We start from the raw sequence: 25,101 nt of genomic DNA, 5'->3' as shown, positions 1-25,101 counted from the left end.
GTCTCAGCCTGCCTCTACCCGGTTGCGACCCGCATCCTTGGCCCGGTATAACGCCTGATCGGCTCTTTTTATCACCAGATCGCTGCGATCACCGGCCTTGAAGGCACTCAGTCCGACGGACACGGTAATGGTCACTGGCTCGCCCTTGAAGTGGAACGGACACGCCTCGACCGCCGCTCGCAGCGCTTCCACTATCCGCGCGCCCGCTGGCAACGAGGTATTGGGCATCAGCAGGACAAACTCCTCGCCGCCGAAACGCGCGATAAAGTCGCTGCCACGCAGGCGCTTGCGCAACACATTGGCGATGATCTTCAACACCTTGTCACCGGCCAGATGACCGTAGTTGTCGTTGATCCGCTTGAAGTGATCGAGGTCGAGCATGGCCAGCAGCAAGCTGTTGCCATGTTGCCGCCATTGACCGACCTCGTGCTCCAGACGCTCGGTCCAGGCGGCGCGGTTGGGCAACCCGGTCAGCGGATCGATCAGAGCCTTTTGCCGCTGTTCCTCCAGGTGCTCACGGTAGCCCTGGGCCTCCTGCTCCATGCTCGAAACCCGCTCTGCCAGGCTTTGCAGACGGGCCGCCACTTCCTTCTCACGCTCATCGCGCTGCTTCTGGTGGTGATCCATGGTGCCCAGCAGGCCTTCCAGATGGCTTTCCAGTACCTGCTTGAGGTCATCCAGGTCTGCCGCCTCCTGCACGCTGCTCTGCAGGCCATCGACCTGCTCACGGATCTGGGTGTCCATGGCCCGTGCCGCCGAGCTACTGTCGGCGTGGCCATCACTGGCCGCCTGCAGATTGCTCTGGAAGGCCTCGAGGCGCTCGTTGAGCTGTTTGAGGTACGTCTCGAACTCATGCTGGCCCGAATCGGTGATTGCCAGCATCAGTACCGCCAGATCATCGAGGATTGGCAGCAATTCATACCAGTTCAGGCCATGTTGCAGACGATCACGCATGGCTTCGGCCTGAGGCCGATGGCGTTCCGGCAGACTCAGGTCATCGAGCAGTCCTAGCAGGGTGTGTTCGATATGCTTGGCCACCGAGCTGTAGGAGGGCTCAGGAGAGTCCGGCAGGGCGTAGAGCACATCGTGCTCGGATTGCTCTGGATCGATGGCCGCCAAGGCCTCGGCCATGACCGGCGGCAAGGGCAGGCTGTCGAGCAGCACTGCCGGGGAAACCGCGGGAAGCGGCAACAGCTCATCGGGGTTGAGCGGACCGGGCTCGCTCTGAGGTGCGGCGGGTACTTCTGCCGGCGGCTGCAGAGGCGCTACCGGTAAAGCATCGACGGCGACAGAGGCCAGAGGCGCGACCTCGGCTGCAGCCGGAGCCGGAGCTTCGATCGCGACCTGGGGCGCTGGCTCAAGGGGTGCTTCCTGTGCCAGGACTGGTGGCACGAATGCCACCACCGACGACGGGGGCGGTACGCTGGCCGTTTCGGGCTCAATCTTGGCAGGGGCCTCGGAAACGGGCTGCGCAGCGGGTGTTGCCTCGGGCTTGGCCGGTGTCACGGCGACAGGTGCCGGAGGGACCTCCGCGACTTCCGGCAAATCCGTGGCCGGGGTCTGATAATGCTCGCGAACCACTTCGTCCGCTTCGCCAGCCTCTTCAACCTGGGGACGGGCGTCCACCGCAGGGACTGGAGCAGGCGCCGCTGGCGTAACCGCCTCAGCCTGGGGAGCATCGGCGGTGTCACGGCCCCCGAACAGGCGCTGCAGCAGACTCGGGCGATCTGGTTCGGCGGGAGTTTCCAGCTGGCTCAGGGCCTTGCCCTGAAGATTGCTCAGCTCCCCCAGCAGCAAGGGGATCTCTCGCGCCTGACTGACCCGGCCATCCAGTTGCTTGGCGAAGGCCTTCAACGGGCGGCTGACTTCCCGGGGCAGGGGCAGGGACTGCAATTGGGTAACCAGGGCCGTCAAGGCACTGCTCATCTGGTTGACCCGGGTTTCACGCCGCTGCTCGGAGTCCAGCACGGCTTTTTCCAGACGGGGCAGCAGCGCTGCAAGCCCGGCATCCATGTCGTCGGTGCGCACAACCTCGCGCATCTCCTTCATGCACTGGTCGACCGCACGATCGGTACCCTCCGCCGCCAGGGTGCTACGCACCAGGCCACGACGTAGCAAGTCCAGTCGAGCGGCCCATCGGCGCTCAAGCTTTTCCTGCTGCTCGATACTTTTGAGGTATTTCTCTTTCCAGCGTTGGGCGTCGTCGCTCATTCATCGGTTCCGCGAGGTGCAGGACTCAACGCGGGCAATGCATCGGCCGTGAGCGAACCCGGCAGACGAATCTCTACCGCGACCGGCAGGTGATCGGATATGGGTTGGGCCAGGACTTCGACTCGCTCCAGGGTCAGGCTGGGGCTGAGCAGGATATGGTCCAGGCAGCGTTGCGGACGCCAGCTGGGGAAGGTCGCCTGCAGTTGCGGCGCCAACAGGCTGAGGTCACGTAAAGGGGAGTGCTCCAGCAGATCGCTGGCGTGGGTGTTCATGTCTCCCATCAGCACTTGATGCTTGTAGCCACCGATCAACTCGCGGATGTACGCCAGTTGCCGGGTTCGAGCCCGGGCGCCGAGCGCCAGGTGCATCATCACCACCACCAGCGCCTCGGGGCCTTCGCCAAATCGCACAAGGATCGCGCCGCGCCCCTTGGGGCCGGGCAGTGGATGGTCTTCGATGGCCCAGGGGCGCAAGCGACTGAGCACACCGTTGCTGTGCTGAGCCAGGCGTCCCAGGTTGCGATTGAGCTGTTGGTACCAGTAAGGGAAGGCACCCAGTTGGGCCAGGTGCTCCACCTGATTGACGTAGCCTGAACGCAGGCTGCCACCATCGACTTCCTGCAGAGCTACCAGATCGAAGTCCCCCAGCAGATTGCCGATCTTCTGCAGGTTGTCCGCGCGTCCGTTATGGGGCAGCAGGTGCTGCCAGCCACGGGTCAGGTAATGGCGATAACGCTCGGTGCTGATACCGACCTGAATATTGAAACTGAGCAAACGCAGGCGGCTATCCGCCGGCAGGCCGGTCGACGCCAAATGGTGCTCGTTGACCTGCGGATCATGCAGGCCAACGATGCGTTCAGAGCCCCAGCGCGGCATGGCGGCGGCGCTTACTTGGCTGCGCGCTCTTTGGCAATCAACTGGTCGGCGACGCTCAGCGCACCTTCAGGACCACCGGCGGAGCCCAGGTCGAAACGGTACTTGCCGTTGACCACCATGGTCGGTACGCCAGTGATCTGGTAGGCCTGAGCCTTCTTCTTGGCGTCTTCGACCTTGCCTTTGACGGCGAAGGAGTTGTAGGTGCTCAGGAATTTGTCCTTGTCGACGCCTTCGGCCACCAGGAACTCAGCCATCTCCTCTGGAGTGGCGAGTTTCTTGCCGCTATGGATGGCTTCGAACACGGCCTTGTGAACCTTGTGCTCGACGCCCATGGCTTCCAGGGTGATGAACAGTTGGCCATGAACGTTCCAGATACCGCCGAACATCGCCGGGATACGCACAAAGTTGACATCGCTAGGGAGTTTTTCAACCCAGGGATTGATGGTCGGCTCAAAGGCGTAGCAGTGCGGGCAGCCATACCAGAACAGCTCTACCACCTCGATCTTGCCAGGCACGGCAACCGGAACGGCGCTGCTCAACTCGACATATGTTTTACCGGCTTCAAGCGGCTCGGCGGCTTGAGCGGTCACGCCAAACAGGCTGGCGGTGACGAGAGCGGCGCTGAGAATCAGATTACGCATGCTTTACTCCTGGACAATTTTGGCGCCTCGCGCGACCTGAATTCAGACAGATCATGGCGGGCTTGAGTTCGCTAGTGTAGCGGCAGACGCCATAAAAAAGGGCGGCCTGAGCCACCCTTTATGCTTGCACCGTCAGATTAATCGATCATTAACGTTGCCGCGGCTCAACACCCTCGGCAACTTGATCGAGCAGGCCTTAGTGCAGGCCCTGAATATAGCTGGACACCGCCTCGATGTCTTTGTTGCTCAACTTGGCCGCGATGCTGCGCATGACCATGGTATCGCCGTCATTGGTGCGGTTGCCTTCGCGGAAGTCGGTCAGCTGCTTGGCCACATATTGTGCGTGCTGCCCACCCAGGTGAGGGAAGCCGGCCGCTGCGTTACCCGCGCCATTTGGCGCATGGCAGCCGGTGCAGGCAGGCATGCCTTGATCCAGCTTGCCGCCCCGGAAGAGTTCTTCACCACGGGCCACGACTTTAGGATCAGCGGCGCCGACGCTGCCTTTCTGGCTGGCGAAGTAGGCGGCGATGTCAGCCAGGTCCTGATCGTTCAGATTGGTCAGCATACCGGTCATTTCCAGCACTTGCCGCTTGCCGGACTTGATGTCGTGCAGCTGCTTCTCCAGGTACTTTTCCCCCTGACCCGCCAGCTTGGGAAAGTTTGGCGCCATGCTGTTCCCATCAGGGCCGTGGCAAGCGCCACATACTGCGGTTTTCGCCTGACCGGCAGCAGCGTCGCCTGCGGCATGGGCGACACCTGTGATGCCCAAGGTCAACAGCAGACTCACGAGTAATTTGTTCATCAGCTAATCCAACTACGGCTAAGGGTTAAGAGTTATGGACCGGAATCACTCGCTCATCCAATGGATGATGGCTCGGTAATCCTCGGCACTGCAGTCCATGCACAAACCACGCGGCGGCATCGCCTTGAAACCCTGGGTCACGTGTTGCACCAGCGTCTCCATACCTTGCGCCAACCTCGGCGCCCAAGCTTCCTGGTCGCCCTTGCGGGGCGCCGTGGGTAGTTGGCCGGAATGACAAGCCCCACAAACACGGTTGTACACAGCTTCCGGATCCTGTGTAGCCTGAGCGCTGTAAAGCGGCATCAAGACACCGGCAGCTAGCAGCCATTTCGTCATAAAACGACCTTTTCAGGGTTGAGAGCGTGCTGCGTTCTAATGCGCATTCAAGGTTTATCGCTCTCGTGAACTTCATCCTACGCTGGGACAAAGCGCACACAAAATCTGCGGCATTATATACTGGCGTTACTGAAACGGAAACGACACCGCTCGCCGCGTCCACTCTCGGCATCGCCCCTATCGGAAATCCCATGCAACTCAAGAACCCCATCCTCGGTCTGTGCCAACAGGCTACGTTCATGCTCAGCGCCGCCAAAGTCGATCAATGTCCTGACGATGACGGCTTTGAAGTGGCCTTTGCCGGGCGCTCCAACGCCGGTAAATCCAGCGCCCTGAACACCCTGACCCACGCCAGCCTGGCACGCACCTCGAAAACCCCGGGTCGCACGCAGTTGTTGAACTTCTTCAAGCTAGACGACGATCGCCGTCTGGTCGACCTGCCGGGCTATGGTTACGCCAAAGTACCGATCCCGCTGAAGCAGCACTGGCAGCGCCACTTGGAAGCTTACCTGGGCAGCCGCGAGAGCCTTAAGGGCTTGATCCTGATGATGGATATCCGTCATCCCATGACCGACTTCGACCTGTTGATGCTGGACTGGGCGGTCGCCAGCGGCATGCCGATGCACATCCTGCTGACCAAGGCCGACAAACTGACCTATGGCGCAGCCAAGAACACCCTGCTCAAGGTGCAGTCGCAGATCCGCAAGGGCTGGGGCGAAGCGGTCACCATCCAACTATTCTCGGCCCCCAAGCGCATGGGCCTGGAAGAGGCCTACACCGTGCTGGCAGGCTGGATGGAACTGGCCGACAAAGGCGCCGAAACCGAGGCCTGAGAGCCGTCGGGAAAACTGTCTGGGGGATGATCAGGCAAGGCAAAAGCGCGGTGCGAAAGCGGAGTTTACTGGCTGTAAATGAGCATTTCGCGCCGCGCTTTTAACGCAGCATGATCATTTCCCAGGCAGTTTTCAGGCAAAAAAAACCCCGGACTTCGTATGGGGAGGGGGAAGTTCGGGGTTCAAGTTCTAGACCGCTAGGGCGGGGTCCAGATATCTGCCAACACTTAACACAACATAGGAGCATCGAAGGGCTTCACCAGCCATTCAGTAACTCTGAGTGAGCTTTCACCGATTTAGTTCCGGCGGATTGCAAAAACTATTGGCAATAAACGATGAAATTTTCCGTGCTAATAGCCCCTGGCCAGCTTTTGCCGCGACACTATGCCGCGGCAAAAACCGCTTAAAAGAGCCCTTAGTGGGCCTCATCCCAGTTATTTCCCACGCCGACTTCAACCAATAACGGCACATCCAGGGTTGCGGCACCGCTCATGTAGCCGCGAATCTCATCACGTACTTGATCCACCAGGTCCTCACGCACCTCCAGCACCAGTTCGTCGTGTACTTGCAGAATGACCCGGGCATCCAGCCCCGAGTACTCCAGCCAGTTGTCCACCGCCACCATGGCCTTCTTGATGATATCTGCCGCCGTGCCCTGCATCGGCGCGTTGATCGCGGTGCGCTCGGCCCCGGCACGCTCCTGCGGCTTGTTGGAGTTGATCTCCGGCAGGTACAGCCGGCGACCGAAGATGGTCTCCACATACCCTTGGTCAGCCGCCTGGGCACGGGTACGGTCCATATACTCGCGAACCCCCGGATAGCGGGCGAAATAGGTATCGATGTAGGCCTTGGCCTGCTTGGTATCGACGCCGATATCCTTGCCCAGCTTCTGCGCGCCCATGCCATAGATCAGACCAAAGTTGATGGCCTTGGCACTGCGACGCTGATCGGACGTAACGTCCTTGAGCTCCACCTTGAACACTTCGGCAGCCGTAGCGGTGTGCACATCCAGGTTGTTGCGGAAGGCATTGAGCAGGCCTTCGTCCCGGGACAAGTGCGCCATGATCCGCAACTCGATCTGCGAATAGTCCGCCGCCAGCAGCTTATAGCCGGCCGGGGCGATAAAGGCCTGGCGAATACGCCGACCTTCCGCGGTGCGCACCGGAATGTTCTGCAGGTTCGGATCACTGGAGGACAGACGCCCGGTAGACGCCACAGCCTGATGATAGGAGGTGTGGATACGCCCCGTGCGCGGGTTGATCTGCTCAGGCAGGCGATCGGTGTAGGTGCTTTTCAGCTTGCTCATGGAGCGGTACTGCATCAACACCCGGGGCAGCGGATAGTCGTCTTCGGCGAGCTTGGCCAACACCTCTTCAGCCGTAGAAGGCTGGCCCTTGGCGGTCTTCTTCAGCACCGGCAGGCCGAGTTTGTCGTAGAGAATCGTCCCCAGCTGTTTGGGCGAGCCCAGGTTGAACTCCTCACCCGCGATCTCGAAAGCCTCGCGCTCAAGGGCAACCATCTTGTCCCCCAGCTCGATGCTCTGAATCCCCAGCAGCTTGTCGTCCACCAGAGCGCCCTGACGCTCGATACGCGCCAGGACCGGCACCAGCGGCATCTCGATATCGGTCAATACGCTGGCCAGGCTCGGAATGGCTGTCAGCTTCTCGAACAGCACCTGGTGCAGACGCAAGGTCACATCGGCATCTTCAGCAGCATACGGCCCCGCCTGCTCAAGGGGGATCTGATCGAAAGTCAGCTGTTTGGCGCCCTTGCCGGCGATGTCCTGGAAGCTCACGGTGCTGTGGTCCAGGTACTTCTGCGCCAGGCTGTCCATGTCATGGCGAGTGGCGGTGGAGTTGAGCACGTAGGATTCGAGCATGGTGTCGAAGGCAATGCCGCGCACGGTGATGCCGTTGGCCTGATCGCCACCTATGGCGCAATTGGCCAGGATGTTCATGTCGAACTTGGCGTGCTGACCGACCTTGAGCAGCTTGGGATCTTCCAGCAACGGCTTCAAAGCCAGCAGCACAGTGTCGCGATCCAGTTGCTCCGGAACGCCCATATAGGAGTGGGTCAACGGAACGTAGGCCGCTTCCCCGGCCTTGACCGAGAAGGACAGCCCCACCAGTTGCGCCTGTTGTGCATCGATACCGGTGGTCTCGGTATCGAACGCAATCAGCTTGGCGTTTTTCAGCTTCTCCAGCCAGACCGCAAAACGCTCCTGGTCGAGGATGGTTTCGTACTGCAACTCAAGTGGCGCCTGCTCCGCCGCTGCCGGTTGCTCTGCCACCGCCTCAGGCGCATCGGCAGAGCTGAGCTCGACGCGCTTGGCGTCACGCTGCAAATCATCGAGCCAGCTCTTGAATTCCAGCAGGCTGTAGAGCTCCGCCAGTTTCTCGCGGTCGGGCTCGCGCAAGTGCAGGTCATCCAGCCCCACATCCAGGGCCACATCCACCTTGATGGTCGCCAACTGATAGGAGAGAAAGGCCATCTCCTTGTGCTCTTCCAGCTTGGCCGGCAAGGTCTTGGCGCCGCGAATCGGCAGGGTCGGCACGATATCAAGCTGCTCGTAGAGCTCCTTCAGGCCGCCATTGACCCCGACCAGCAAACCGGAAGCCGTCTTCGGACCAATACCCGGTACGCCCGGAATGTTGTCGGAAGAATCGCCCATCAGTGCCAGGTAATCGATGATCTGCTCGGGAGCGACGCCGAATTTCTCCTTCACGCCTTCCACATCCATGCTGCTACCGGACATGGTGTTGACCAAGGTAATGTGCCCGTCGACCAACTGGGCCATGTCCTTGTCACCGGTGGAAATCACCACCGGGCGATCCGCCGCCGCGCTGCTGCGGGCCAGGGTGCCGATCACGTCATCGGCCTCGACCCCTTCTACGCACAGCAGCGGGAAGCCCAGGGCGATCACGCTGGCGTGCAGCGGCTCGATCTGCACCCGCATGTCATCGGGCATGCTCGGGCGGTTGGCCTTGTATTCGGCGTACATGTCATCGCGGAAGGTCCCGCCCTTGGCATCGAAGACCACCGCGAACGGGCTGTCCGGGTACTGCTTGCGCAGGCTCTTGAGCATGTTCAGCACGCCCTTGACCGCGCCGGTAGGCAGGCCTTTGGAGGTGGTCAGAGGTGGCAACGCGTGAAACGCGCGGTACAAATATGAAGAACCGTCCACCAGGACGAGGGGGGCTTGGCTCATGAGCAGGATCAACCTTTTCGGCGGGTCCGGCGCTAGAATAGCGGGACCGTTGACGACAAAGGGACAAGGTTATCATGCGCACACTAAATCGCTTGCTGCTGGCCGGCTTGATTGCAATCGCTCCAATGGCCGTGATCGCCGCAGAAGATGCGCCGTCAGCGGACCCGGAAGTAACCATTCGCACGGAAGGCGACAAGACCATCCAGGAATACCGGCAAAATGGCTTTCTGTACGCCATCAAAGTCACGCCCAAGGGCGGTAAACCCTACTTCCTGGTGCGCGCCGATGGCTCCGACGGCAACTTCATCCGTTCGGATCAGCCGGATATGCTGATCCCTTCGTGGAAAATCTTTGAGTGGTAAACCACTCCGACTTCAACTCATTGGCGCTGGCTCGATAGCGGCGCCCGTACTGGCAGTTTTTAACCATGTCTGTGTTCACCCCCCTGGCTCGGCCCGAGCTGGAAACCTTTCTCGCCCCTTATGGGCTCGGCCGCCTGCTTGACTTCCAGGGGATCGCCGCTGGTAGCGAAAACACCAACTTCTTCATCAGCCTGGAGCAGGGCGAGTTCGTCCTGACCCTGGTGGAGCGCGGCCCGGTCCAGGAAATGCCGTTCTTCATCGAACTGCTGGACGTGCTGCACCAGGCCGACCTGCCGGTGCCTTACGCACTGCGCACCACAGACGGCGTGGCCCTGCGCGAATTGGCTGGCAAACCGGCGCTGCTGCAACCGCGCCTGGCGGGCAAGCACATCAAGCAAGCCAACGCCCAGCACTGTGCCCAGGTGGGTGAGTTGCTCGGGCATCTGCACGTGGCGACCAAGGACAACATGATCAAACGCAAGACTGATCGTGGCCTGGACTGGATGCAGGAAGAGGGCACCCAGCTGTTGTCGCACCTCGATGCTCCCGCTCAAGACCTGCTGCAACGAGCGCTGGATGAAATCACCGAACAGAAGACCGGGATCCTTGCCTTGCCTCGGGCCAACATCCACGCCGATCTGTTTCGCGACAACGCGATGTTCGAAGGCACCCACCTGACCGGCCTGATCGACTTCTACAACGCTTGCTCGGGGCCGATGCTCTACGACGTGGCCATTGCCTTGAACGACTGGTGCTCCGACGCCGAAGGCGTGATCGACGGACCACGGGCCCGGGCGCTGTTGGGCGCCTATGCGGCGCTGCGGCCATTCACTGCCGCCGAGGCCGAACTCTGGCCGACCATGCTGCGGGTGGCCTGCGTACGCTTCTGGCTGTCACGACTGATTGCCGCCGAGAGTTTCGCCGGGCAGGACGTACTGATTCACGATCCAATGGAGTTCCAGCAGCGCCTGGCACAGCGGCAACAGGTCAGCCTCACGCTGCCGTTCGCCCTGTAAAACTTTTCGCGGGCCAGCCCGCTCCTACAGGTGCACTCTGTAGGAGCGGGCTGGCCCGCGAAAGTCATCCCGCAACAATCCCTGCTTAAAGCTGCTCCAGACAGCCCGCCAGATCGTTCCCCAATTTCTCCAGCACCTGCTCATAGCCCTGAGCGGTCGCGGGCGTATAACCACCCAGCGCATCCAGCTCTGCCAGTTTCACCGGCAAGCCGGCCACCAACGTCTCGGCCAGCCGTGGACGCAGAGGCGGCTCGCTGAACACACAGGTCTTGCCCACCTGCTGCAAGCGCGCGCGCATGGCCGCCACGTGCTGCGCACCCGGCTGCACTTCCGCAGCAACGCTGAACACCCCGGCGTGCTTGAGGCCATAAGCGTCCTCGAAGTAATCGAATGCCTCATGGAACACGAAGTAGGGCTTGCCGGCGATCCCCGCCAGACGAGCCTTCAAACGGGTATCCAGGGCATCCAGACGCTCATTGAATGCTTTCAGGTTGCTCTGGTAACGGGCAGCGTTGGCCGGGTCGGCAGCGCTCAAGTCCGCAGCGATGCGCGTCGCGATCACCCGGGCATTTATCGGCGACAGCCACAGGTGGGCATCCAGGCTTCCCGGGCGATGATCGTGATCGTGTTCGTCGGCTTCTTCGGCATGCGAGTGGCTATCTTCGGCGAAATGGCGAAGCTTCATGCCCGGCAGATCCTGCACCGCCACCGAGGGCAGGCTGCGCCCCTTAAGGACCCGCGGCAGAAAACCCTCCATGTCCGGGCCGATCCAGTACAGCAGGTCCACACTCTGCACCTTGCGTACGTCCGACGGACGCAGCGCATAGTTGTGCGGCGACGCACCCGGCGGCAGCAGCACCTCAGGAACCGCAACGCCGTCCTGCACCGCCGCCGCGATCAGTTGCAGCGGCTTGATGCTGGTGAGTACCCGGACTTCGGCCTGGGCCGAGCCGATCGCGAACAAGCTGAAGGTAAAAGCGACAAAAAGGCGAAAAAGTGTGGGCACGATGGACACTCGAAGAGGCGAGAACGGGTAACATAATAACGTCTCTCACAAACCTCGTCGCCGCTCATGCCTAAAACACCCCTTGCCAGCCGTCCACACGACCACTCTCACTGCGTACACAGCGCACTGTCTGAGGCCGACGCCCTGTGCGCACGGCAAGGCCTGCGCCTGACCGCCCTGCGTCGGCGGGTACTGGAGTTGGTGTGGCAAAGCCACAAGCCCCTGGGGGCTTACGACATTCTCGCCGTACTCAGCGAGCAGGACGGTCGTCGCGCCGCCCCGCCAACGGTTTACCGGGCCCTGGATTTCCTCCTGGAAAACGGCCTGGTACACCGCATCGCCTCGCTTAACGCCTTCGTCGGCTGCAACCACCCGGAACACGCGCACCAGGGTCAGTTCCTGATCTGTCGCGAATGCCACGCCGCCATCGAGCTCGAACAGAAATCCATCAGCGACGCCATCATCACCAGCGCCCGCGACGTCGGCTTCGTGGTCGAGGGCCAGACCGTCGAAGTGGTCGGACTCTGCTCGGGCTGCCAGGGGGCTTGATGAGCACTGCGTTGATCCGCCTCGAGCAGGTCGGGGTGACCTTTGCCGGGCAGAACGTCCTGGACAAAATCCAGCTCAGCGTCGAGCCCGGGCAGATCGTGACCCTGATCGGCCCCAACGGCGCCGGCAAGACCACCTTGGTACGCGCCGTACTGGGCCTGCTCAAGCCCGACAGCGGTAGCGTCTGGCGCAAGCCCAAGCTGCGGGTCGGCTACATGCCGCAAAAGCTCCATGTCGATCCGACCCTGCCCCTGTCGGTGCTGCGCTTTCTGCGCCTGGTGCCGGGCGTGGATCGCAGCCGAGCCTTGGCAGCCCTCAAGGAAGTCGGCGCCGAGCAGGTGATCGACAGCCCGGTGCAAAGCATTTCCGGTGGCGAAATGCAGCGCGTGCTGCTGGCCCGGGCATTGCTGCGCGAGCCTGAACTGCTGGTACTCGACGAGCCGGTACAAGGCGTTGACGTCGCCGGCCAGGCCGAGCTCTACAGCCTGATCACCCGCCTGCGGGACCGGCATGGCTGCGGCGTACTGATGGTCTCCCATGACTTGCATCTGGTAATGAGCACCACCGACCAGGTGGTCTGCCTGAACCGCCACGTCTGCTGCTCGGGCCACCCCGAACAGGTCAGCGGCGATCCCGCCTTCGTCGAGCTGTTTGGCAAGAACGCGCCAAGCCTGGCGATCTACCACCACCATCACGATCACGCCCATGACCTGCATGGCTCGGTGGTCACCCAGCCCGCCTCGGGCCACCCCCATGTCCACGGAGAAAACTGCAAGCATGGCTGATTTTCTGCTTTACGCCCTGCTCGCAGGTTTGGCCCTGGCGGTGGTTGCCGGCCCCTTGGGGTCCTTCGTGGTCTGGCGGCGCATGGCCTACTTTGGCGACACCCTGTCCCATGCTGCGCTCCTGGGAGTCGCCCTGGGTTTCCTGCTGGATGTCAGCCCCGCCGTGGCCGTCACCGTAGGTTGCCTGTTGCTGGCGGTGCTGCTGGTGACCCTGCAACAACGCCAGCCTCTGGCATCCGACACGCTGCTGGGGATTCTTGCTCCCAGCACCCTGTCCCTGGGCCTGGTGGTACTAAGCTTCATGCATGAAGTGCGAATCGACCTGATGGCCTACCTGTTCGGTGACCTGCTGGCGATCAGCCCGGGCGATCTGGCGTGGATTCTCGGCGGCAGCGCAGCGGTGCTGTTGCTGCTGGTGGCACTGTGGCGGCCCCTGCTGGCAATCACCGTGCACGAGGAGTTGGCCAAGGTCGAAGGCCTGCCCGTGGCTTCGCTGCGCCTGGCGCTGATGCTGTTGATTGCCGTGGTGATTGCGGTGGCGATGAAGATTGTCGGGGTATTGCTGATTACCTCGTTGCTGATCATCCCGGCCGCTGCGGCACAGCGTCACGCCCGTTCGCCGGAGCAGATGGCCCTGGGCGCAAGCCTGCTGGGCATGCTCGCGGTGTGCGGCGGGCTGGCGCTGTCCTGGTTCAAGGACACCCCGGCCGGGCCGTCGATCGTGGTCACGGCCGCCGCACTGTTTCTGCTGAGTTTTGTTCTGCCCCGTCGAGGGGTGTAGACTTGCTCGCTTTTTGCGCAATTAGAGAGTCGCAGGAATGAAGCCGTTCGCCTCCCGTTATCTGCTCCTTGTCGCATTCTCCCTGCTGCTGGGGGCCTGCCAAAGCACGCCACCGGCGACCACCCAGGTCCCCGATGCGCGGGCCTCGGCCATCGCGCAGCTGGAACAAAACATTGCCAGCAGTGAGCTGGCTACCGCTGAAGACCAACTCAGTGCACTGCAGGCACAAACGCCTGACGACCCACAGTTGGTGCAATACCAGCGGCAGATTGCCGAAGCCTATCTGCAGCGCAGCCAGATCGTCTTGCAAAAGGGCGATGTGAACGCCGCGGCCACAGCCCTGAGTCGGGCTCGGGCGCTGATGCCCAAGGCCCCGGCGCTGACCGGTGGGGTCAACAACGCCATCGCCCATGCACGCAAGGCCGAGCTGGACCAGGCCGAAGCCGCCTTGAAGGCTGCCGAAGCGCGCCCAGCGGCCAAGCTGATCGATCCTGCGGCCCAGAGCACCACCATCGCCTTGAACGTCACCGATATCCGCAAGCTGCGTCATCAGCTCGATGCGCTGGCCACCGATGTGGTGAATTATCAGTGCGACGTGAGCATCCAGGTGCCGCGCACTGAGGATTATCCCTGGCTGTCGACCTTGCTCGGCAAGCGGGTGAAGAAACTCGACCCCGACTTTGAACAGAAGATCAGCCGGCAGATCGTGCGCCATGTACCGGCGCAGATGGTCTTGAGCCCGCGCAAGGCGCAGTAAAACCTTCGCCGGCAAGCCGGCTCCTACCGGGAGCGGGCTAGTCGGCGAAAGTTTGTTCAGGCCGGGATTGCCTTGGCCTTTTCCTCTCGATCCCAGACCCGATGCTGCCCAATGGCGGCAAAGAACGCTTTGAATGCCTTGGCATCTCCTCCAACGATCAAGCCCTTGTCCGCTTCCAGCTTGAGCACCGCCAGCAGCTCCCGGGCTTCGCCGTGCAAGGCGATGGCCTTGAGATGTTTGTAGGCCTCCAACAGATAATGCAGCGCCACACCATTGCCGCTCAGGGTCTTGATCGACTGCGCGCCGCCCGGCACGAACACCGCGTCGAACGCCACTGACGGCAGGCCTTCCATGGAAGCATCCACCGACAGGCGCTTGCCATCCGCGCTGGTAACCGGTGCCGAGGTTGGCCCTAACAGCTTGGCGTGCGCCCCTTCGGCCTTGAGAGCCTTCTTCAACGCGTCAATCGCTGCACCATCAACGCCGTTGGCCGCTAGAATTGCCACTTTCCGCGTTTTGATATGACCCGGCAGCAGGTTCGCCTGGCTCAGGGCCGGCGAGCGTGTCAGCGACGTCTTGCGCTCAGCCACAGTGGCCTTCTTCGGCGCCGCCAAGCCCAGGTTCTCGGCCACACGAGCGGCCAGGTGCAGATCGATGTTGGCGAGGATCTCGTTCACTTGCCGCTCACGGATCCACTGCCGCTCGACCTTGCCCAGCTCGAAGCTGTAGGCCGCGATGATGTGTTCCTGCTCGTGCTTGCTCATGCTGTTGAAGAACAGCCGTGCCTGGGAGAAATGATCGCCGAACGACTCGCTGCGCTGGCGGATCTTGTGGGCATCGATGCGCTCGTTATAACTCTCGAAGCCACCATCCTGGGCCGCCGGCGGGGTTTCTTTCGGCCAGCCCCCATCAATGGAGTTCGGCTCGTAGGCAGCCCGCCCCCTGTCGATGGTGCTGCGGTGCATGGCGTCGCGCTGACCATTGTGCAAAGGGGTCAGCGGTCGGTTGATGGGCAGCTCATGAAAGTTCGGCCCACCCAGGCGACTGATCTGTGTATCGGTGTAGGAAAACAGCCGCCCTTGCAACAACGGGTCGTTGGAGAAATCGATCCCCGGCACGATGTGCCCCGGGCAGAAGGCGACCTGCTCGGTTTCGGCAAAATAATTGTCGGGGTTGCGGTTGAGCACCATCTTGCCCAGGGGCGTGATCGGCACCAGTTCCTCGGGGATCAGCTTGGTGGGGTCGAGAATGTCGAAGTCGAAATTGTGTTCGTCTTCTTCGGCGATGATCTGCACGCCGAACTCCCACTCCGGGTAATCCCCGGCTTCGATGGAGTCCCACAGGTCACGGCGATGGAAGTCGGTGTCCTTGCCGGCGAGCTTCTGCGCCTCGTCCCAGACCAGGGAACAGGTGCCCACCGTCGGCCGCCAGTGAAACTTGACGAAGCTTGCGCGCCCCTCGGCGTTGATCAGACGGAAGGTGTGCACACCAAAGCCCTGCATGCTGCGCAGGCTTTTCGGAATGGCCCGGTCGGACATGGCCCAGATCACCATGTGTGCCGACTCCGGCTGCAGGGATACGAAGTCCCAGAAGGTGTCGTGGGCCGAGCCGCCGGTGGGGATTTCGTTATGCGGCTCGGGTTTCACCGCATGCACGAAGTCGGGGAACTTGATCGCGTCCTGAATGAAGAACACCGGCATGTTGTTGCCCACCAGGTCGAAGTTGCCCTCGTCGGTGAAGAACTTCACTGCAAATCCCCGTACATCACGCACGGTATCGCCGGAGCCTCTTGGTCCCTGGACCGTGGAAAAGCGCACGAACACCGGGGTCTTCTTCTGCGGATCGCGCAGGAAACCGGCCTTGGTCAGCGCCGAATGATTGTCGTAGCTCTGGAAGTAGCCATGGGCGCCAACACCCCGGGCGTGGACGATGCGCTCGGGAATCCGCTCATGGTCGAAGTGGGTGATCTTCTCCCGCATGATGAAGTCTTCCAGCAGCGAAGGACCACGAGCGCCCGCCTTGAGGCTGTTCTGGTTGTCAGCGACCTTCACCCCCTGATTGGTCCGCAGGGCCTGGCCCGTGGCGTCGGAGCGGAACGGCTCCAGGCTCTGTAACTTGGTGTTGCTGTTGCCCCGGTCCAGGGTATCGGTCCCGGCCATCTGGCTTTTCGGGGCATTGGGCTTTTTCGTACTCATCAGACAAAAACTCCTCGTTGGCGAAGTCCCTGGCGCGCCGGGGCTTCGTGAACACAGGCCCGCAGGCACGGCACCTGGGGCTTTTCGAGTGGCTTAAGTAGTGACTGACGAGAAACCGCGAGCGTTCCTTTTTTATGACCTTTGATCGCGTTATTGCCAAATGGCAGGATGATTGCGAAATAAATGCTAAGAACCTCTATACGGACAGGCTAAAATGCGCGCCCGGCTAACCGCTGATCCTTTTCTAACGCGCCCCACAAGGTTCGCTACGTGATCGAGTTTCAAAACGTCCATAAAACCTACCGGGTCGCCGGTAAGGATATTCCCGCCCTGCACCCGACCAGTCTTCGGGTCGAGAATGGCCAGGTGTTCGGCCTGATCGGTCATTCCGGCGCGGGCAAAAGCACGCTGCTGCGCCTGATCAACCGCCTGGAAAACCCCAGCGGCGGCACGATCATCGTCGACGGTGAAGAAGTCACCGCGCTGGACGCCAACGGCCTGCGCCGCTTCCGCCAACAGGTCGGGATGATCTTCCAGCACTTCAATCTGCTGTCCTCCAAGACTGTGGCTGACAATGTCGCCTTGCCCCTGACCCTGGCCGGCGAGCTGTCGCGCAGCGACATCGAACGCCGTGTGGCTGAGTTGCTGGAGCGGGTCGGCCTGTCCGACCACGCCAAGAAATATCCGGCACAACTGTCCGGCGGCCAGAAGCAGCGCGTCGGCATCGCCCGCGCCCTGGCCACCAAGCCAAAGATCCTGCTGTGCGACGAAGCCACCAGCGCCCTCGATCCGCAGACCACGGCCTCGGTCCTGCAACTGCTGGCCGAGATCAATCGCGAGCTGAACCTGACCATCGTTCTGATCACCCACGAGATGGACGTGATCCGTCGCGTCTGTGACCAAGTGGCGGTCATGGACGCCGGCCAGATCGTCGAACAGGGCTCGGTGGCCGAGGTGTTCCTGCACCCCAAGCACCCGACCACCAAACGCTTCGTCCAGGAAGACGAGCAGATCGACGAGAACGAGCAACGCGACGACTTCGCCCACGTACCGGGGCGTATCGTGCGCCTGACTTTCCAGGGCGATTCCACCTACGCACCGCTGCTGGGCACTGTGGCCCGGGAGACCGGGGTCGACTACAGCATCCTCGCCGGACGCATCGACCGCATCAAAGACACCCCTTACGGGCAACTGACCCTGGCCATCACCGGCGGTGACATGGAAGCGGCCTTCGCCCGCTTCACCGCGGCGGATGTCCACATGGAGGTGCTGCGCTAATGAGCGGCTTACTGCATTACTTCGACAACGTTGACTGGGCCGATATCGGAGTGGCGGCCAGCGACACCATGGTCATGCTCAGCACGTCCCTGGTATTCACCGTACTGGTCGGCCTGCCGCTGGGGGTCTTGCTGTTCCTGTGCAGCCCAAGGCAGTTGCTGGAACAGAAAAATGTCTATTCGATCCTGGGCTTTGTGGTCAACGCCATCCGCTCGCTGCCGTTCATCATCCTGCTGATCGTGATGATTCCGACCACTATCCTCATCACGGGCACCTCCCTGGGTGTGGCGGGCGCCATCCCTCCGCTGGTGGTGGGCGCTTCCACCTTCTTCGCGCGCCTGGTGGAAACCGCTCTGCGTGAAGTGGATCGCGGCATTATCGAGGCCACCCAGGCCATGGGCGCCACGACCCGGCAGATCATCATGAACGCCCTGCTGCCAGAAGCCTGCCCCGGTATCATCGCGGCGATCACGGTCACCGCCATCGCCCTGGTCGGCTACACCGCCATGGCCGGTGTCGTGGGTGCAGGCGGCCTCGGTGACCTGGCCATTCGTTATGGTTACCAGCGTTTCCAGGACGATGTGATGGTGGTGACCGTGGTGATGCTGATTGTGTTGGTTCAGGTTCTGCAAACCGTTGGCGATAAGCTGGTGGTGCACTTTTCCCGCAAATAATTGCAATCGCCGGCCCCGGCCGGCAGGCGCCCGGGGTCGGGCGACTTACAAGGAGCTTGTTCGATGAAAAAACTACTCGTCGCTTTCGCAGCCGTTGCCGCGTTCTCCGCGCACGCCGCCGAAACCCTGACCGTGGCCGCCACACCGGTGCCCCACGCCGAGATCCTGGAATTCGTCAAACCGGCCCTGGCCAAAGAAGGCGTGGACCTGAAGGTCAAGGTCTTCACCGACTACGTGCAGCCCAACGTGCAAGTGGCCGAGAAACGCCTGGACGCCAACTTCTTCCAGCACCAGCCATACCTGGATGAGTTCAACAAGGCCAAGGGCACCAAGCTGGTGAGCGTGGCCGGCGTGCACCTGGAACCCCTGGGCGCCTACTCCAGCAAATACAAGCAACTCTCCGAATTGCCAGGCGGCGCCACCGTGGTGATCCCCAACGACGCCACCAACGGCGGTCGCGCCCTGTTGCTGCTGGACAAGGCCGGCCTGATCAAGCTCAAGGATTCCAACAACATCCTGGCCACCATCAAGGACATCACCGAGAACTCCAAGGACCTGAAGTTCCGCGAACTGGAAGCCGCTACCATCCCCCGCGTGCTGACTCAGGTCGACCTGGCCCTGATCAACACCAACTACGCCCTGCAGGCCAAGCTGGACCCTTCCAAGGATGCCCTGGTGATCGAAGGCAAGGATTCGCCTTACGTGAACATCCTGGTCGCCCGTCCTGACGACAAGGACTCGGACGCCATGAAGAAACTGGTCGCCGCCCTGCACAGCCCAGAAGTGAAGCAATTCATTCTCGAGAAGTACAAAGGCGCCGTGCTGCCAGCGTTCTGATCGGTTGCAGAAATACAAACGGGGCGCCTTGGGGCGCCCCGTTTTGTTTGTAGCCGCTGCCGAAGGCTGCGATAAGGCGCGAAGCGCCTTCCGAGGGCCTCAAGCATGCGTCCTCTTCGAGGCCGATCGCAGCCTGCGGCAGCGGCTACAGGGTTCAACGGTTCAACGGTTCAACGGTTCAACGGTTCAACGGTTCAACGGTTCAACGGTTCAAGCATGCCGCGTTATTGGCGCTGCAACATCACCGGCAATTGGGCCACCAGCTTCTGGTTGTTCAACGGTGCGCGGATAAAGCCACGCTGGTGGCCGTCCGGACCGATCACCGCGAGGTTGCCGCTGTGGTCCACGGTGTAGTTGGGCTTGCTGGTGTCCGCCGGAATGAAGGGAATGCTCACCGCGTTGGCGAGCTTCTGCAGGTCTTCCACCGAGGCGGCGGTCAGGCCCTTGAAGTCCTTGTCGAAGTAGCCCAGGTACTGCTTGAGCTGCTGCGGCGTATCGCGGTTGGGGTCGACGCTGACCAGGATCACCTGCAGCTTGTCCACCGCCTCCTTGGGCAGCTCACTCTTGATCTGCCGCAGTTGGGCCAGGGTGGTTGGGCAGATGTCCGGGCAGAAGGTGTAGCCGAAGAACAGCAGCGACCACTTGCCCTTCAACTCATCGATCACCACGGGCTGGCCGTCCTGGTCGAGCATCTTCACCGCAGGCAGGGTACGGCTCTGGGGCAGGAGGATGATGCCGGCGTCGATCAATGCGGTGGGATCGCCCTGACCCTTGCCGGACAGTACTTTGTTGACGGTCAGCCCCAGGATCAGGGCCACCAGCGCAACGAGAATAAAGACGGTTTTCTGAGTTCGAGTCATAGGTTCAACAATAGGTAGTGGTCTACGAGCAGGGCGATGAACAGCAGGAACAAGTAGTAAATAGAGTACTTGAAGGTGTTGATCGCCGCGTGCGGCCGAGTGCCACGGTACAGCACCCAGGCCCATTGCAGGAAGCGCCCGCCCAGAAGCAAAGCGCACACCAGGTACAGCACGCCGCTCATGTGGATGGCATAGGGCAGCAGGCTCACCGCCAGCAGGGCAAAGGTATAGAGCAGGATGTGCACCTTGGTGTAGTGCTCACCGTGGGTCACCGGCAGCATCGGGATATCGGCCTTGGCGTATTCCTCCTTGCGATGGATGGCCAGGGCCCAGAAGTGCGGCGGGGTCCAGGCGAAAATGATCAGCACCAGCAGCAGCGGCTCGGCGCTCAAGTGCCCGGTAGCAGCAACCCAGCCCAGCAGCGGCGGCGCCGCACCGGCCAGCCCGCCGATCACGATGTTCTGCGGCGTCGCGCGTTTCAGAAAGCCGGTGTAGACCACCGCGTAGCCCAGCAAGGACGCCAGGGTCAGCCAGGCCGTGAGCGGATTGGTAAACGCCAGCAGCAGCGCTTGCCCGGCCAACGCGAGGCACAGGGCGAACGCCAAGGCCGCCCGGGGTGAAACCCGACCTTGGGCCAGGGGCCGTTTGTGGGTCCGGGCCATCAGCGCGTCGATGCGTCGGTCCACCACATGGTTCACCGCCGCCGCGCCACCCGCGCACAGGGCAATGCCCAGGTTGCCGAACACCAGCACTGTCCACGGCACCCCCGCGCGGGTGGCGAGGAACATGCCCACCAGGGAGGTGATCAGCATCAGCACCACCACCTTGGGTTTGGTCAGTTCCAGGTAATCGCGCCAGATGGCCTGGGGATGCTGACGTTCGCTGATCAGAGTCGCCATGGCATCTCTCCTTTGATGGTGATGGGACCCGCCATCTGTTTGCGCGGGCTGAGACGCCAGCCCAGGGGCAGGCGATCCCGGGCCTGCACCAGGCTGGTACGGGCGTGATAGTTGACCAGCACCAGGGTCAGCAGCAGCGCCGCGCCCCCTGCGTTGTGCGCCACCGCCACCGGCAGTGGCAAATGGAACAGCACGTTGCTGATGCCCAGGCTGACCTGCGCCGCCAGCGCCACCAGCACCAGCCCGGCCAGGCGGGTCATGCCGGTTTGCCGGAGTTGCCAGGCCAGCCCCAGCAACACCAGGGTCACCAGCACCGCGCCGACCCGGTGGGTCATGTGGATGGCGGTGCGGGCGTCACTGTCCAATTGTCCGCCCAGGTAGTTGGGGCCGATGTGCTGGGTCAGGTGAAAGCCGTTGGCGAAATCCATGTTCGGCCACCACTGGCCATGGCAGGTGGGCAGGTCGATGCAGGCCACGGCGGCGTAGTTGGAGCTGACCCAGCCGCCCAGGGCGATCTGCCCGATCACCAGCACCAGCCCGGCCGTTGCCCAGTACTGCAGGCGTCGCGGCACAATCAGCGCCGGCAGCACGCCGGACAGGCGCAAGGTCAGCAGGAACAGCAGGCTCAAGGTGGCAAAGCCCCCCAACAGGTGCGCGGTGACCACTTGCGGCCAGAGCTTGAGGGTGACCGTCCACATGCCGAAGGCCGCCTGGGCAAACACCACCACCATCAGGAACAGCGGCAGCTTCAGGGGCTGCCCGGGATGCCGGCGATGGGTCCAGGCGCGGGCCGCCAGCAGCACGATCAACAGCCCCAGGGTGCCGGCGAAATAGCGGTGGATCATCTCGTTCCAGCCCTTGTGGGCTTCCACCGGGGTGTCGGGAAAATGCAGTTCGGCATGGGCCAGTTGGGCTTCGCTTTTGGGCACGCTGATAAAACCGTAGCAGCCGGGCCAGTCCGGGCAGCCCAGGCCCGCGTGGGTCAGCCGGGTGTAGGCGCCCAGCAGCACCACGATCAGAGCCAGCAAAGTGGCAAACAACGCGAGGCGAAATCCAGGTTTGGCCATGACGATGCCCTTATCCGATATTCGACAGTTTCAGCAGGTGCCGCAGGTCATTGAGCAGGTCCTTGCCCTTGACCCGAGCGTCGTAGCGCAACACCAGATTGCTGTGGGGATCGACGATCCACAGCTGCGGCGCGTCCTTGTCGTTGACGCCTTTGGCATAGGTCACCAGGTCCAGGGGGTAGCGTTGCAACTGCGGGTACTCGCGCTGCAGCCTGGCTTGGTATTCGGCGCTCAGCGGCTGGGCGCTGGCCAGGGCATGGCTGGCCCGCGACGCATCGCGGCCCAGGGCCACCTGAATCTGCCGCGCCAGGTACACCAATTGCTGGCAATCGGCATCACACGCCTTGGGGGCCGTGACCAGGATCTGCCAGCGAGCCTCCTCGGACTGCACGCCGATCTGCGCCCGGGTCTGGCCATTGCCAATCAGCTCACCGTGATAGCTGCGGCTTTCCGGCACCCAGAACTGCAGCTTGTACATGCCGGTGGCGAGGATCATCGGACCGATCACCATCAGCAGGATCAGGATCAGTTGCCAACGGCCGCGGCGCCGGTTGGGCACCTGGGCGTCAGAGATGTTGGGTGGATTCATGGCCGTTCCCATGGCGGTTCTCCCGTGCGTTGTGCCAGCCGAAATAGAGATAGAGGAGCAGCAGGGCCAGGGCCATGGCGAACCACTGCACGGCATAGCCCAGGTGTTTTTCCGGCCCCATGGCCACCACCGGCCACGCGGTCAGGTAGGCGCCAGCACCGGACTCCTGACGCACTTCATGGTTGAAGCCGCTGCGGCCAAGCTCGGCCCATAGAGCCTCCGGGTTCACGGCGGTGATCAACCGTGGCCAGCGCGCAGCCGCCGGGTCGGCCTGCAGTTGGAACGCCGCGCCCGGAGAAACGTAGACCCAGGCATCCAGACTCAGGCTCTGCTCCGGGGTGCTGAATGCCGCAGGCGTGCGCCGATCGGGCCAGGGCAGCCAGCCACGATTGACCAGCAACCAGCGCCCGCTGGCCTGATCGAGGAAGGGTTGCAGCAGCTCGACCCCGACCTTGCCGTCGTGCAGGCGGTTGTCCAGCAGCAGGCTGTGATCGGCATCGAAATGACCGTGCAGGCGCACCCGACGAAAGGCCGGGTCCTCGACCGCCAGCAACTCGAACAACGACACCGGCTCGGTCGCGCGGCGCTCGGCGTAGCTGGTCAGCAATTGGCGCTTCTGCTCGCCACGGCTCAGTTGCCAGAAGCCCAGGGAAACCAGCGCAGGCAGCAGCAACAGCACCACCAGGGTTGGCACGACTCCCGGCCGGAAGCCTTTCATGACCGGCCCGCAAGGCTGAGAAATCCACTCGCTATACTGCTGTACATCGCGTTTCCCCCGGAGTCCCACCATGCTCAAAGCAGCCATCGTCCTGATGCTGATTGCCACGGTTATCAGCCTGTTCAGCGGCCTGTTCTTTCTGGTCAAGGACGACAGCCAATCCAAACGCCTGGTGACCGCCTTGAGTATTCGGGTGTGCCTGGCCGCAATCACCGTGGGCTTGATCGCCTGGGGTTTCTTCAGCGGCCAGCTGGTGTCCCACGCGCCCTGGTAGGGCGCTGCAGGCCCTCAGAGCACGTAGACAAAAACGAACAGGCCGATCCACACCACATCGACGAAGTGCCAGTACCAGCTGGCCGCTTCAAAGCCGAACTGATGTTCGGCGTCGAAATGCCCACGCATGACACGCATCAGCATCACGAACAGGATCAAGGTGCCGATGGTCACGTGGGCGCCGTGGAAACCGGTGAGCATGAAGAAGGTGGCGCCGTAGATCCCCGAGCCCAGCGTCAGGCCCAGCTCGCGATAGGCGTGGATGTATTCTTCGGCCTGGAAGCCGAGGAAGGCGCACCCCAGCAGCACGGTCAGCGCCAACCAGATCTTCAGCGCTCCACGATGGCCTTTCTTCAGGGCATGGTGGGCGATGGTCACGGTGACACTGGAACTGACCAGCAGCACGGTGTTGAGCAGCGGCAAGCCCCAGGGGCTGATGGTGCCCGTGGGCGATGGAAAGAGTTTCGGATTGGGGTTGTTGAGCAGGGGCCAGACGAACTCGAAGTTCGGCCAAAGCATATGGGCGATGCCCTTGTTCCCCTCACCGCCGAGCCAGGGCCCGGACAGGTGTCGCACATAGAACAGCGCGCCGAAGAAGGCCAGGAAGAACATCACTTCGGAAAAGATGAACCAACTCATGCCCCAGCGAAACGAGCGGTCGAGCTGGGCGCTGTACAAGCCGGCGCGGCTTTCCTTGATCACCGCGCCAAACCAGCCGAACAGCATGTAGGCCAGCAGCAGGCTACCGACGAAAAAGATCAGCGGGCCATGGGATTCCGGGCGCGCCGCCTTGAGGTCGTTGAACCAGGTCGCCAGGCCGAACACGGTGACGAACATGCCCACCGTCGCAATGATCGGCCACTTGCTCTGGGCAGGAACGTAATAGTGCTCATGAGTCGCCATGGGTTGTTCTCCTTATCGGGCACGCCAGATCGTCTATCCACCGGTCTTGGCGGCAACCGCCACCGGTGGATGACGCGCGGTGATATCGAACAGCGTGTAAGCCAGCGTCAGGTGCTTCACATCCTTGGGCATGTCGCGGTCAACGATGAAACGCACCGGCATCTCGATCTTCTCCCCGGGCTGCAGCACCTGCTGGGTAAAGCAGAAGCACTCGGTCTTGTGGAAATACATGGCCGCGCTGCTGGGGGAGATGCTCGGGATGGCCTGGGCGCTCATCGGGTGATCGCTGGGGTTGCGGGCGATGAAGACCATCTCGTTCACCGCCCCCGGATGGACCACGATGTCATCGGACTTGGGATAGAACTCCCAGACCATGTCGATGGCATTGGTGGACAGGAACTGCACCCGCACCTGGCGCGAAGCGTCGATCTGCTGCCCCTGGTCCGCGTACTGCCCGCCGGTCTTGCCATTGATGCCCAAGGCCTTGCACATCACGTCGTAGATCGGCACCAGGGCAAAACCGAAAACGAACATCGCCGCCACCACCAGCAACAGGCGGGTCACCAGCTTCTTCAGCGAGATCTCGGCCATCTCAACGTCCTCCCGAACCTGTAGGAGCCGGCTTGCCGACGAACCGGGCACCAGG

Annotated in this window: 26 protein-coding genes; 11 read left to right on the top strand and 15 right to left on the bottom strand. The window is 62.2% G+C overall.

Features of this window, described 5'->3' with window-relative positions; translation table 11 throughout:
* Positions 1–3: 3 nt before the first annotated feature.
* The 5 genes from KHO49_RS01535 to KHO49_RS01515 all read right to left on the bottom strand — a co-directional run bounded on the left by KHO49_RS01535 (position 4) and on the right by KHO49_RS01515 (position 4,865).
* Positions 4–2,211 (bottom strand): diguanylate cyclase, encoded by a 2,208-nt coding sequence (locus tag KHO49_RS01535; RefSeq protein WP_213664509.1) that lies wholly within the window; start codon positions 2,209–2,211, stop codon positions 4–6.
* Positions 2,208–3,086 carry an endonuclease/exonuclease/phosphatase family protein gene (locus KHO49_RS01530; protein WP_102862498.1) on the bottom strand — a complete coding sequence of 293 codons (879 nt, stop codon included), beginning with the start codon at positions 3,084–3,086 and terminating at the stop codon, positions 2,208–2,210. Before KHO49_RS01530 ends, KHO49_RS01535 begins: the two co-directional genes overlap by 4 nt.
* 11 nt (positions 3,087–3,097) lie before the next feature.
* A complete protein-coding gene (locus KHO49_RS01525) occupies positions 3,098–3,727 on the bottom strand; it encodes a thiol:disulfide interchange protein DsbA/DsbL (RefSeq protein WP_102862497.1) in 630 nt (209 codons plus the stop codon).
* Positions 3,728–3,923: 196 nt separating this feature from the next.
* Positions 3,924–4,529 carry a c-type cytochrome gene (locus KHO49_RS01520; protein WP_102862496.1) on the bottom strand — a complete coding sequence of 202 codons (606 nt, stop codon included), beginning with the start codon at positions 4,527–4,529 and terminating at the stop codon, positions 3,924–3,926.
* A 45-nt stretch (positions 4,530–4,574) separates the two neighbouring features.
* Complete coding sequence (locus tag KHO49_RS01515; protein ID WP_016963939.1) at positions 4,575–4,865, bottom strand: c-type cytochrome; 291 nt, start codon at positions 4,863–4,865, stop codon at positions 4,575–4,577.
* A 191-nt stretch (positions 4,866–5,056) separates the two neighbouring features.
* On the opposite strand from KHO49_RS01515, the gene yihA reads away from it, so the two are divergent.
* Entirely contained in the window at positions 5,057–5,698 is a 642-nt protein-coding gene (gene yihA / locus KHO49_RS01510) for a ribosome biogenesis GTP-binding protein YihA/YsxC (RefSeq protein ID WP_060836883.1), read from the top strand.
* Between the two features lie 415 nt (positions 5,699–6,113).
* On the opposite strand, the gene polA is transcribed toward yihA, so the two are convergent.
* Positions 6,114–8,906: a DNA polymerase I gene (gene polA / locus KHO49_RS01505; protein WP_213664508.1), complete on the bottom strand. Its 2,793-nt coding sequence runs from the start codon at positions 8,904–8,906 to the stop codon at positions 6,114–6,116.
* Positions 8,907–8,980: 74 nt separating this feature from the next.
* On the opposite strand from polA, the gene KHO49_RS01500 reads away from it, so the two are divergent.
* A complete protein-coding gene (locus tag KHO49_RS01500) occupies positions 8,981–9,268 on the top strand; it encodes a DUF2782 domain-containing protein (RefSeq protein WP_102862493.1) in 288 nt (95 codons plus the stop codon).
* A 65-nt stretch (positions 9,269–9,333) separates the two neighbouring features.
* Positions 9,334–10,284 carry a homoserine kinase gene (locus KHO49_RS01495; RefSeq protein WP_123390229.1) on the top strand — a complete coding sequence of 317 codons (951 nt, stop codon included), beginning with the start codon at positions 9,334–9,336 and terminating at the stop codon, positions 10,282–10,284.
* A gap of 85 nt (positions 10,285–10,369) precedes the next feature.
* Here the strand turns inward: KHO49_RS01495 and KHO49_RS01490 are convergent, their stop codons facing one another.
* A complete protein-coding gene (locus KHO49_RS01490; RefSeq protein WP_170001352.1) occupies positions 10,370–11,299 on the bottom strand; it encodes a zinc ABC transporter substrate-binding protein in 930 nt (309 codons plus the stop codon).
* Positions 11,300–11,356: 57 nt separating this feature from the next.
* Here KHO49_RS01490 and zur point away from each other — a divergent pair, with 57 nt between their 5' ends.
* From zur to KHO49_RS01470, 4 genes are read left to right on the top strand one after another with little or no spacing between them, the layout of a single operon-like run.
* Positions 11,357–11,839: a zinc uptake transcriptional repressor Zur gene (gene zur / locus KHO49_RS01485; RefSeq protein WP_060836879.1), complete on the top strand. Its 483-nt coding sequence runs from the start codon at positions 11,357–11,359 to the stop codon at positions 11,837–11,839.
* Positions 11,839–12,624, top strand: a complete 786-nt coding sequence (gene znuC, locus KHO49_RS01480) for a zinc ABC transporter ATP-binding protein ZnuC (protein WP_213664507.1) — start codon at positions 11,839–11,841, stop codon at positions 12,622–12,624. The genes zur and znuC overlap by 1 nt, the downstream gene beginning before the upstream one ends.
* Complete coding sequence (gene znuB / locus KHO49_RS01475) at positions 12,617–13,405, top strand: zinc ABC transporter permease subunit ZnuB (RefSeq protein ID WP_102862489.1); 789 nt, start codon at positions 12,617–12,619, stop codon at positions 13,403–13,405. Before znuC ends, znuB begins: the two co-directional genes overlap by 8 nt.
* Before the next feature lie 37 nt (positions 13,406–13,442).
* Entirely contained in the window at positions 13,443–14,162 is a 720-nt protein-coding gene (locus KHO49_RS01470; protein ID WP_102881442.1) for a PA5502 family lipoprotein, read from the top strand.
* A 56-nt stretch (positions 14,163–14,218) separates the two neighbouring features.
* Here KHO49_RS01470 and katE read toward each other — a convergent pair whose 3' ends face one another.
* Positions 14,219–16,357, bottom strand: a complete 2,139-nt coding sequence (gene katE / locus KHO49_RS01465) for a catalase HPII (protein ID WP_110594121.1) — start codon at positions 16,355–16,357, stop codon at positions 14,219–14,221.
* A gap of 270 nt (positions 16,358–16,627) precedes the next feature.
* Here katE and KHO49_RS01460 point away from each other — a divergent pair, with 270 nt between their 5' ends.
* The 3 genes from KHO49_RS01460 to KHO49_RS01450 all read left to right on the top strand — a co-directional run bounded on the left by KHO49_RS01460 (position 16,628) and on the right by KHO49_RS01450 (position 19,146).
* Positions 16,628–17,635 (top strand): methionine ABC transporter ATP-binding protein, encoded by a 1,008-nt coding sequence (locus tag KHO49_RS01460; protein WP_102862486.1) that lies wholly within the window; start codon positions 16,628–16,630, stop codon positions 17,633–17,635.
* Complete coding sequence (locus KHO49_RS01455; protein ID WP_170001354.1) at positions 17,635–18,309, top strand: methionine ABC transporter permease; 675 nt, start codon at positions 17,635–17,637, stop codon at positions 18,307–18,309. Before KHO49_RS01460 ends, KHO49_RS01455 begins: the two co-directional genes overlap by 1 nt.
* Positions 18,310–18,372: 63 nt before the next feature.
* On the top strand, positions 18,373–19,146 hold the full coding sequence (locus KHO49_RS01450; RefSeq protein ID WP_102862484.1) for a MetQ/NlpA family ABC transporter substrate-binding protein: 774 nt from the start codon (positions 18,373–18,375) through the stop codon (positions 19,144–19,146).
* Between the two features lie 224 nt (positions 19,147–19,370).
* Here KHO49_RS01450 and KHO49_RS01445 read toward each other — a convergent pair whose 3' ends face one another.
* The 5 genes from KHO49_RS01445 to KHO49_RS01425 are packed head-to-tail and all read right to left on the bottom strand — an operon-like array spanning position 19,371 to position 23,279.
* Entirely contained in the window at positions 19,371–20,006 is a 636-nt protein-coding gene (locus KHO49_RS01445; RefSeq protein WP_102862483.1) for an SCO family protein, read from the bottom strand.
* Positions 20,003–20,905 carry a heme o synthase gene (cyoE, locus tag KHO49_RS01440; RefSeq protein ID WP_102862482.1) on the bottom strand — a complete coding sequence of 301 codons (903 nt, stop codon included), beginning with the start codon at positions 20,903–20,905 and terminating at the stop codon, positions 20,003–20,005. Before cyoE ends, KHO49_RS01445 begins: the two co-directional genes overlap by 4 nt.
* Positions 20,893–21,972, bottom strand: coding sequence for a COX15/CtaA family protein (locus tag KHO49_RS01435; protein WP_213664506.1), 1,080 nt, complete (start codon positions 21,970–21,972; stop codon positions 20,893–20,895). The genes cyoE and KHO49_RS01435 overlap by 13 nt, the downstream gene beginning before the upstream one ends.
* Positions 21,973–21,982: 10 nt before the next feature.
* Positions 21,983–22,573 (bottom strand): PA_0111/PP_0108 family redox-active disulfide protein, encoded by a 591-nt coding sequence (locus KHO49_RS01430; RefSeq protein WP_110594123.1) that lies wholly within the window; start codon positions 22,571–22,573, stop codon positions 21,983–21,985.
* Positions 22,539–23,279 (bottom strand): SURF1 family protein, encoded by a 741-nt coding sequence (locus KHO49_RS01425; RefSeq protein WP_213664505.1) that lies wholly within the window; start codon positions 23,277–23,279, stop codon positions 22,539–22,541. Before KHO49_RS01425 ends, KHO49_RS01430 begins: the two co-directional genes overlap by 35 nt.
* Positions 23,280–23,349: 70 nt before the next feature.
* Between KHO49_RS01425 and KHO49_RS01420 the strand changes: the two genes are divergently transcribed.
* The gene (locus KHO49_RS01420; protein WP_016967712.1) at positions 23,350–23,553 is read left to right on the top strand and encodes a twin transmembrane helix small protein; all 204 of its coding nucleotides are present in this window, start codon (positions 23,350–23,352) and stop codon (positions 23,551–23,553) included.
* 14 nt (positions 23,554–23,567) lie between these two features.
* On the opposite strand, the gene KHO49_RS01415 is transcribed toward KHO49_RS01420, so the two are convergent.
* Together KHO49_RS01415 and KHO49_RS01410 are read right to left on the bottom strand one after the other, a co-directional pair.
* Positions 23,568–24,455: a cytochrome c oxidase subunit 3 gene (locus KHO49_RS01415; protein WP_213664504.1), complete on the bottom strand. Its 888-nt coding sequence runs from the start codon at positions 24,453–24,455 to the stop codon at positions 23,568–23,570.
* A gap of 33 nt (positions 24,456–24,488) precedes the next feature.
* Positions 24,489–25,046 carry a cytochrome c oxidase assembly protein gene (locus tag KHO49_RS01410; RefSeq protein ID WP_102862478.1) on the bottom strand — a complete coding sequence of 186 codons (558 nt, stop codon included), beginning with the start codon at positions 25,044–25,046 and terminating at the stop codon, positions 24,489–24,491.
* Positions 25,047–25,101 lie beyond the last annotated feature (55 nt).

Source organism: Pseudomonas sp. RC4D1 (genome assembly GCF_018390395.1).
GTDB classification, from domain to species: domain Bacteria; phylum Pseudomonadota; class Gammaproteobacteria; order Pseudomonadales; family Pseudomonadaceae; genus Aquipseudomonas; species Aquipseudomonas danubii.
Note: the sequence above shows the minus strand (reverse complement) of the source record. Positions and strands in the feature narration are given on the sequence as shown.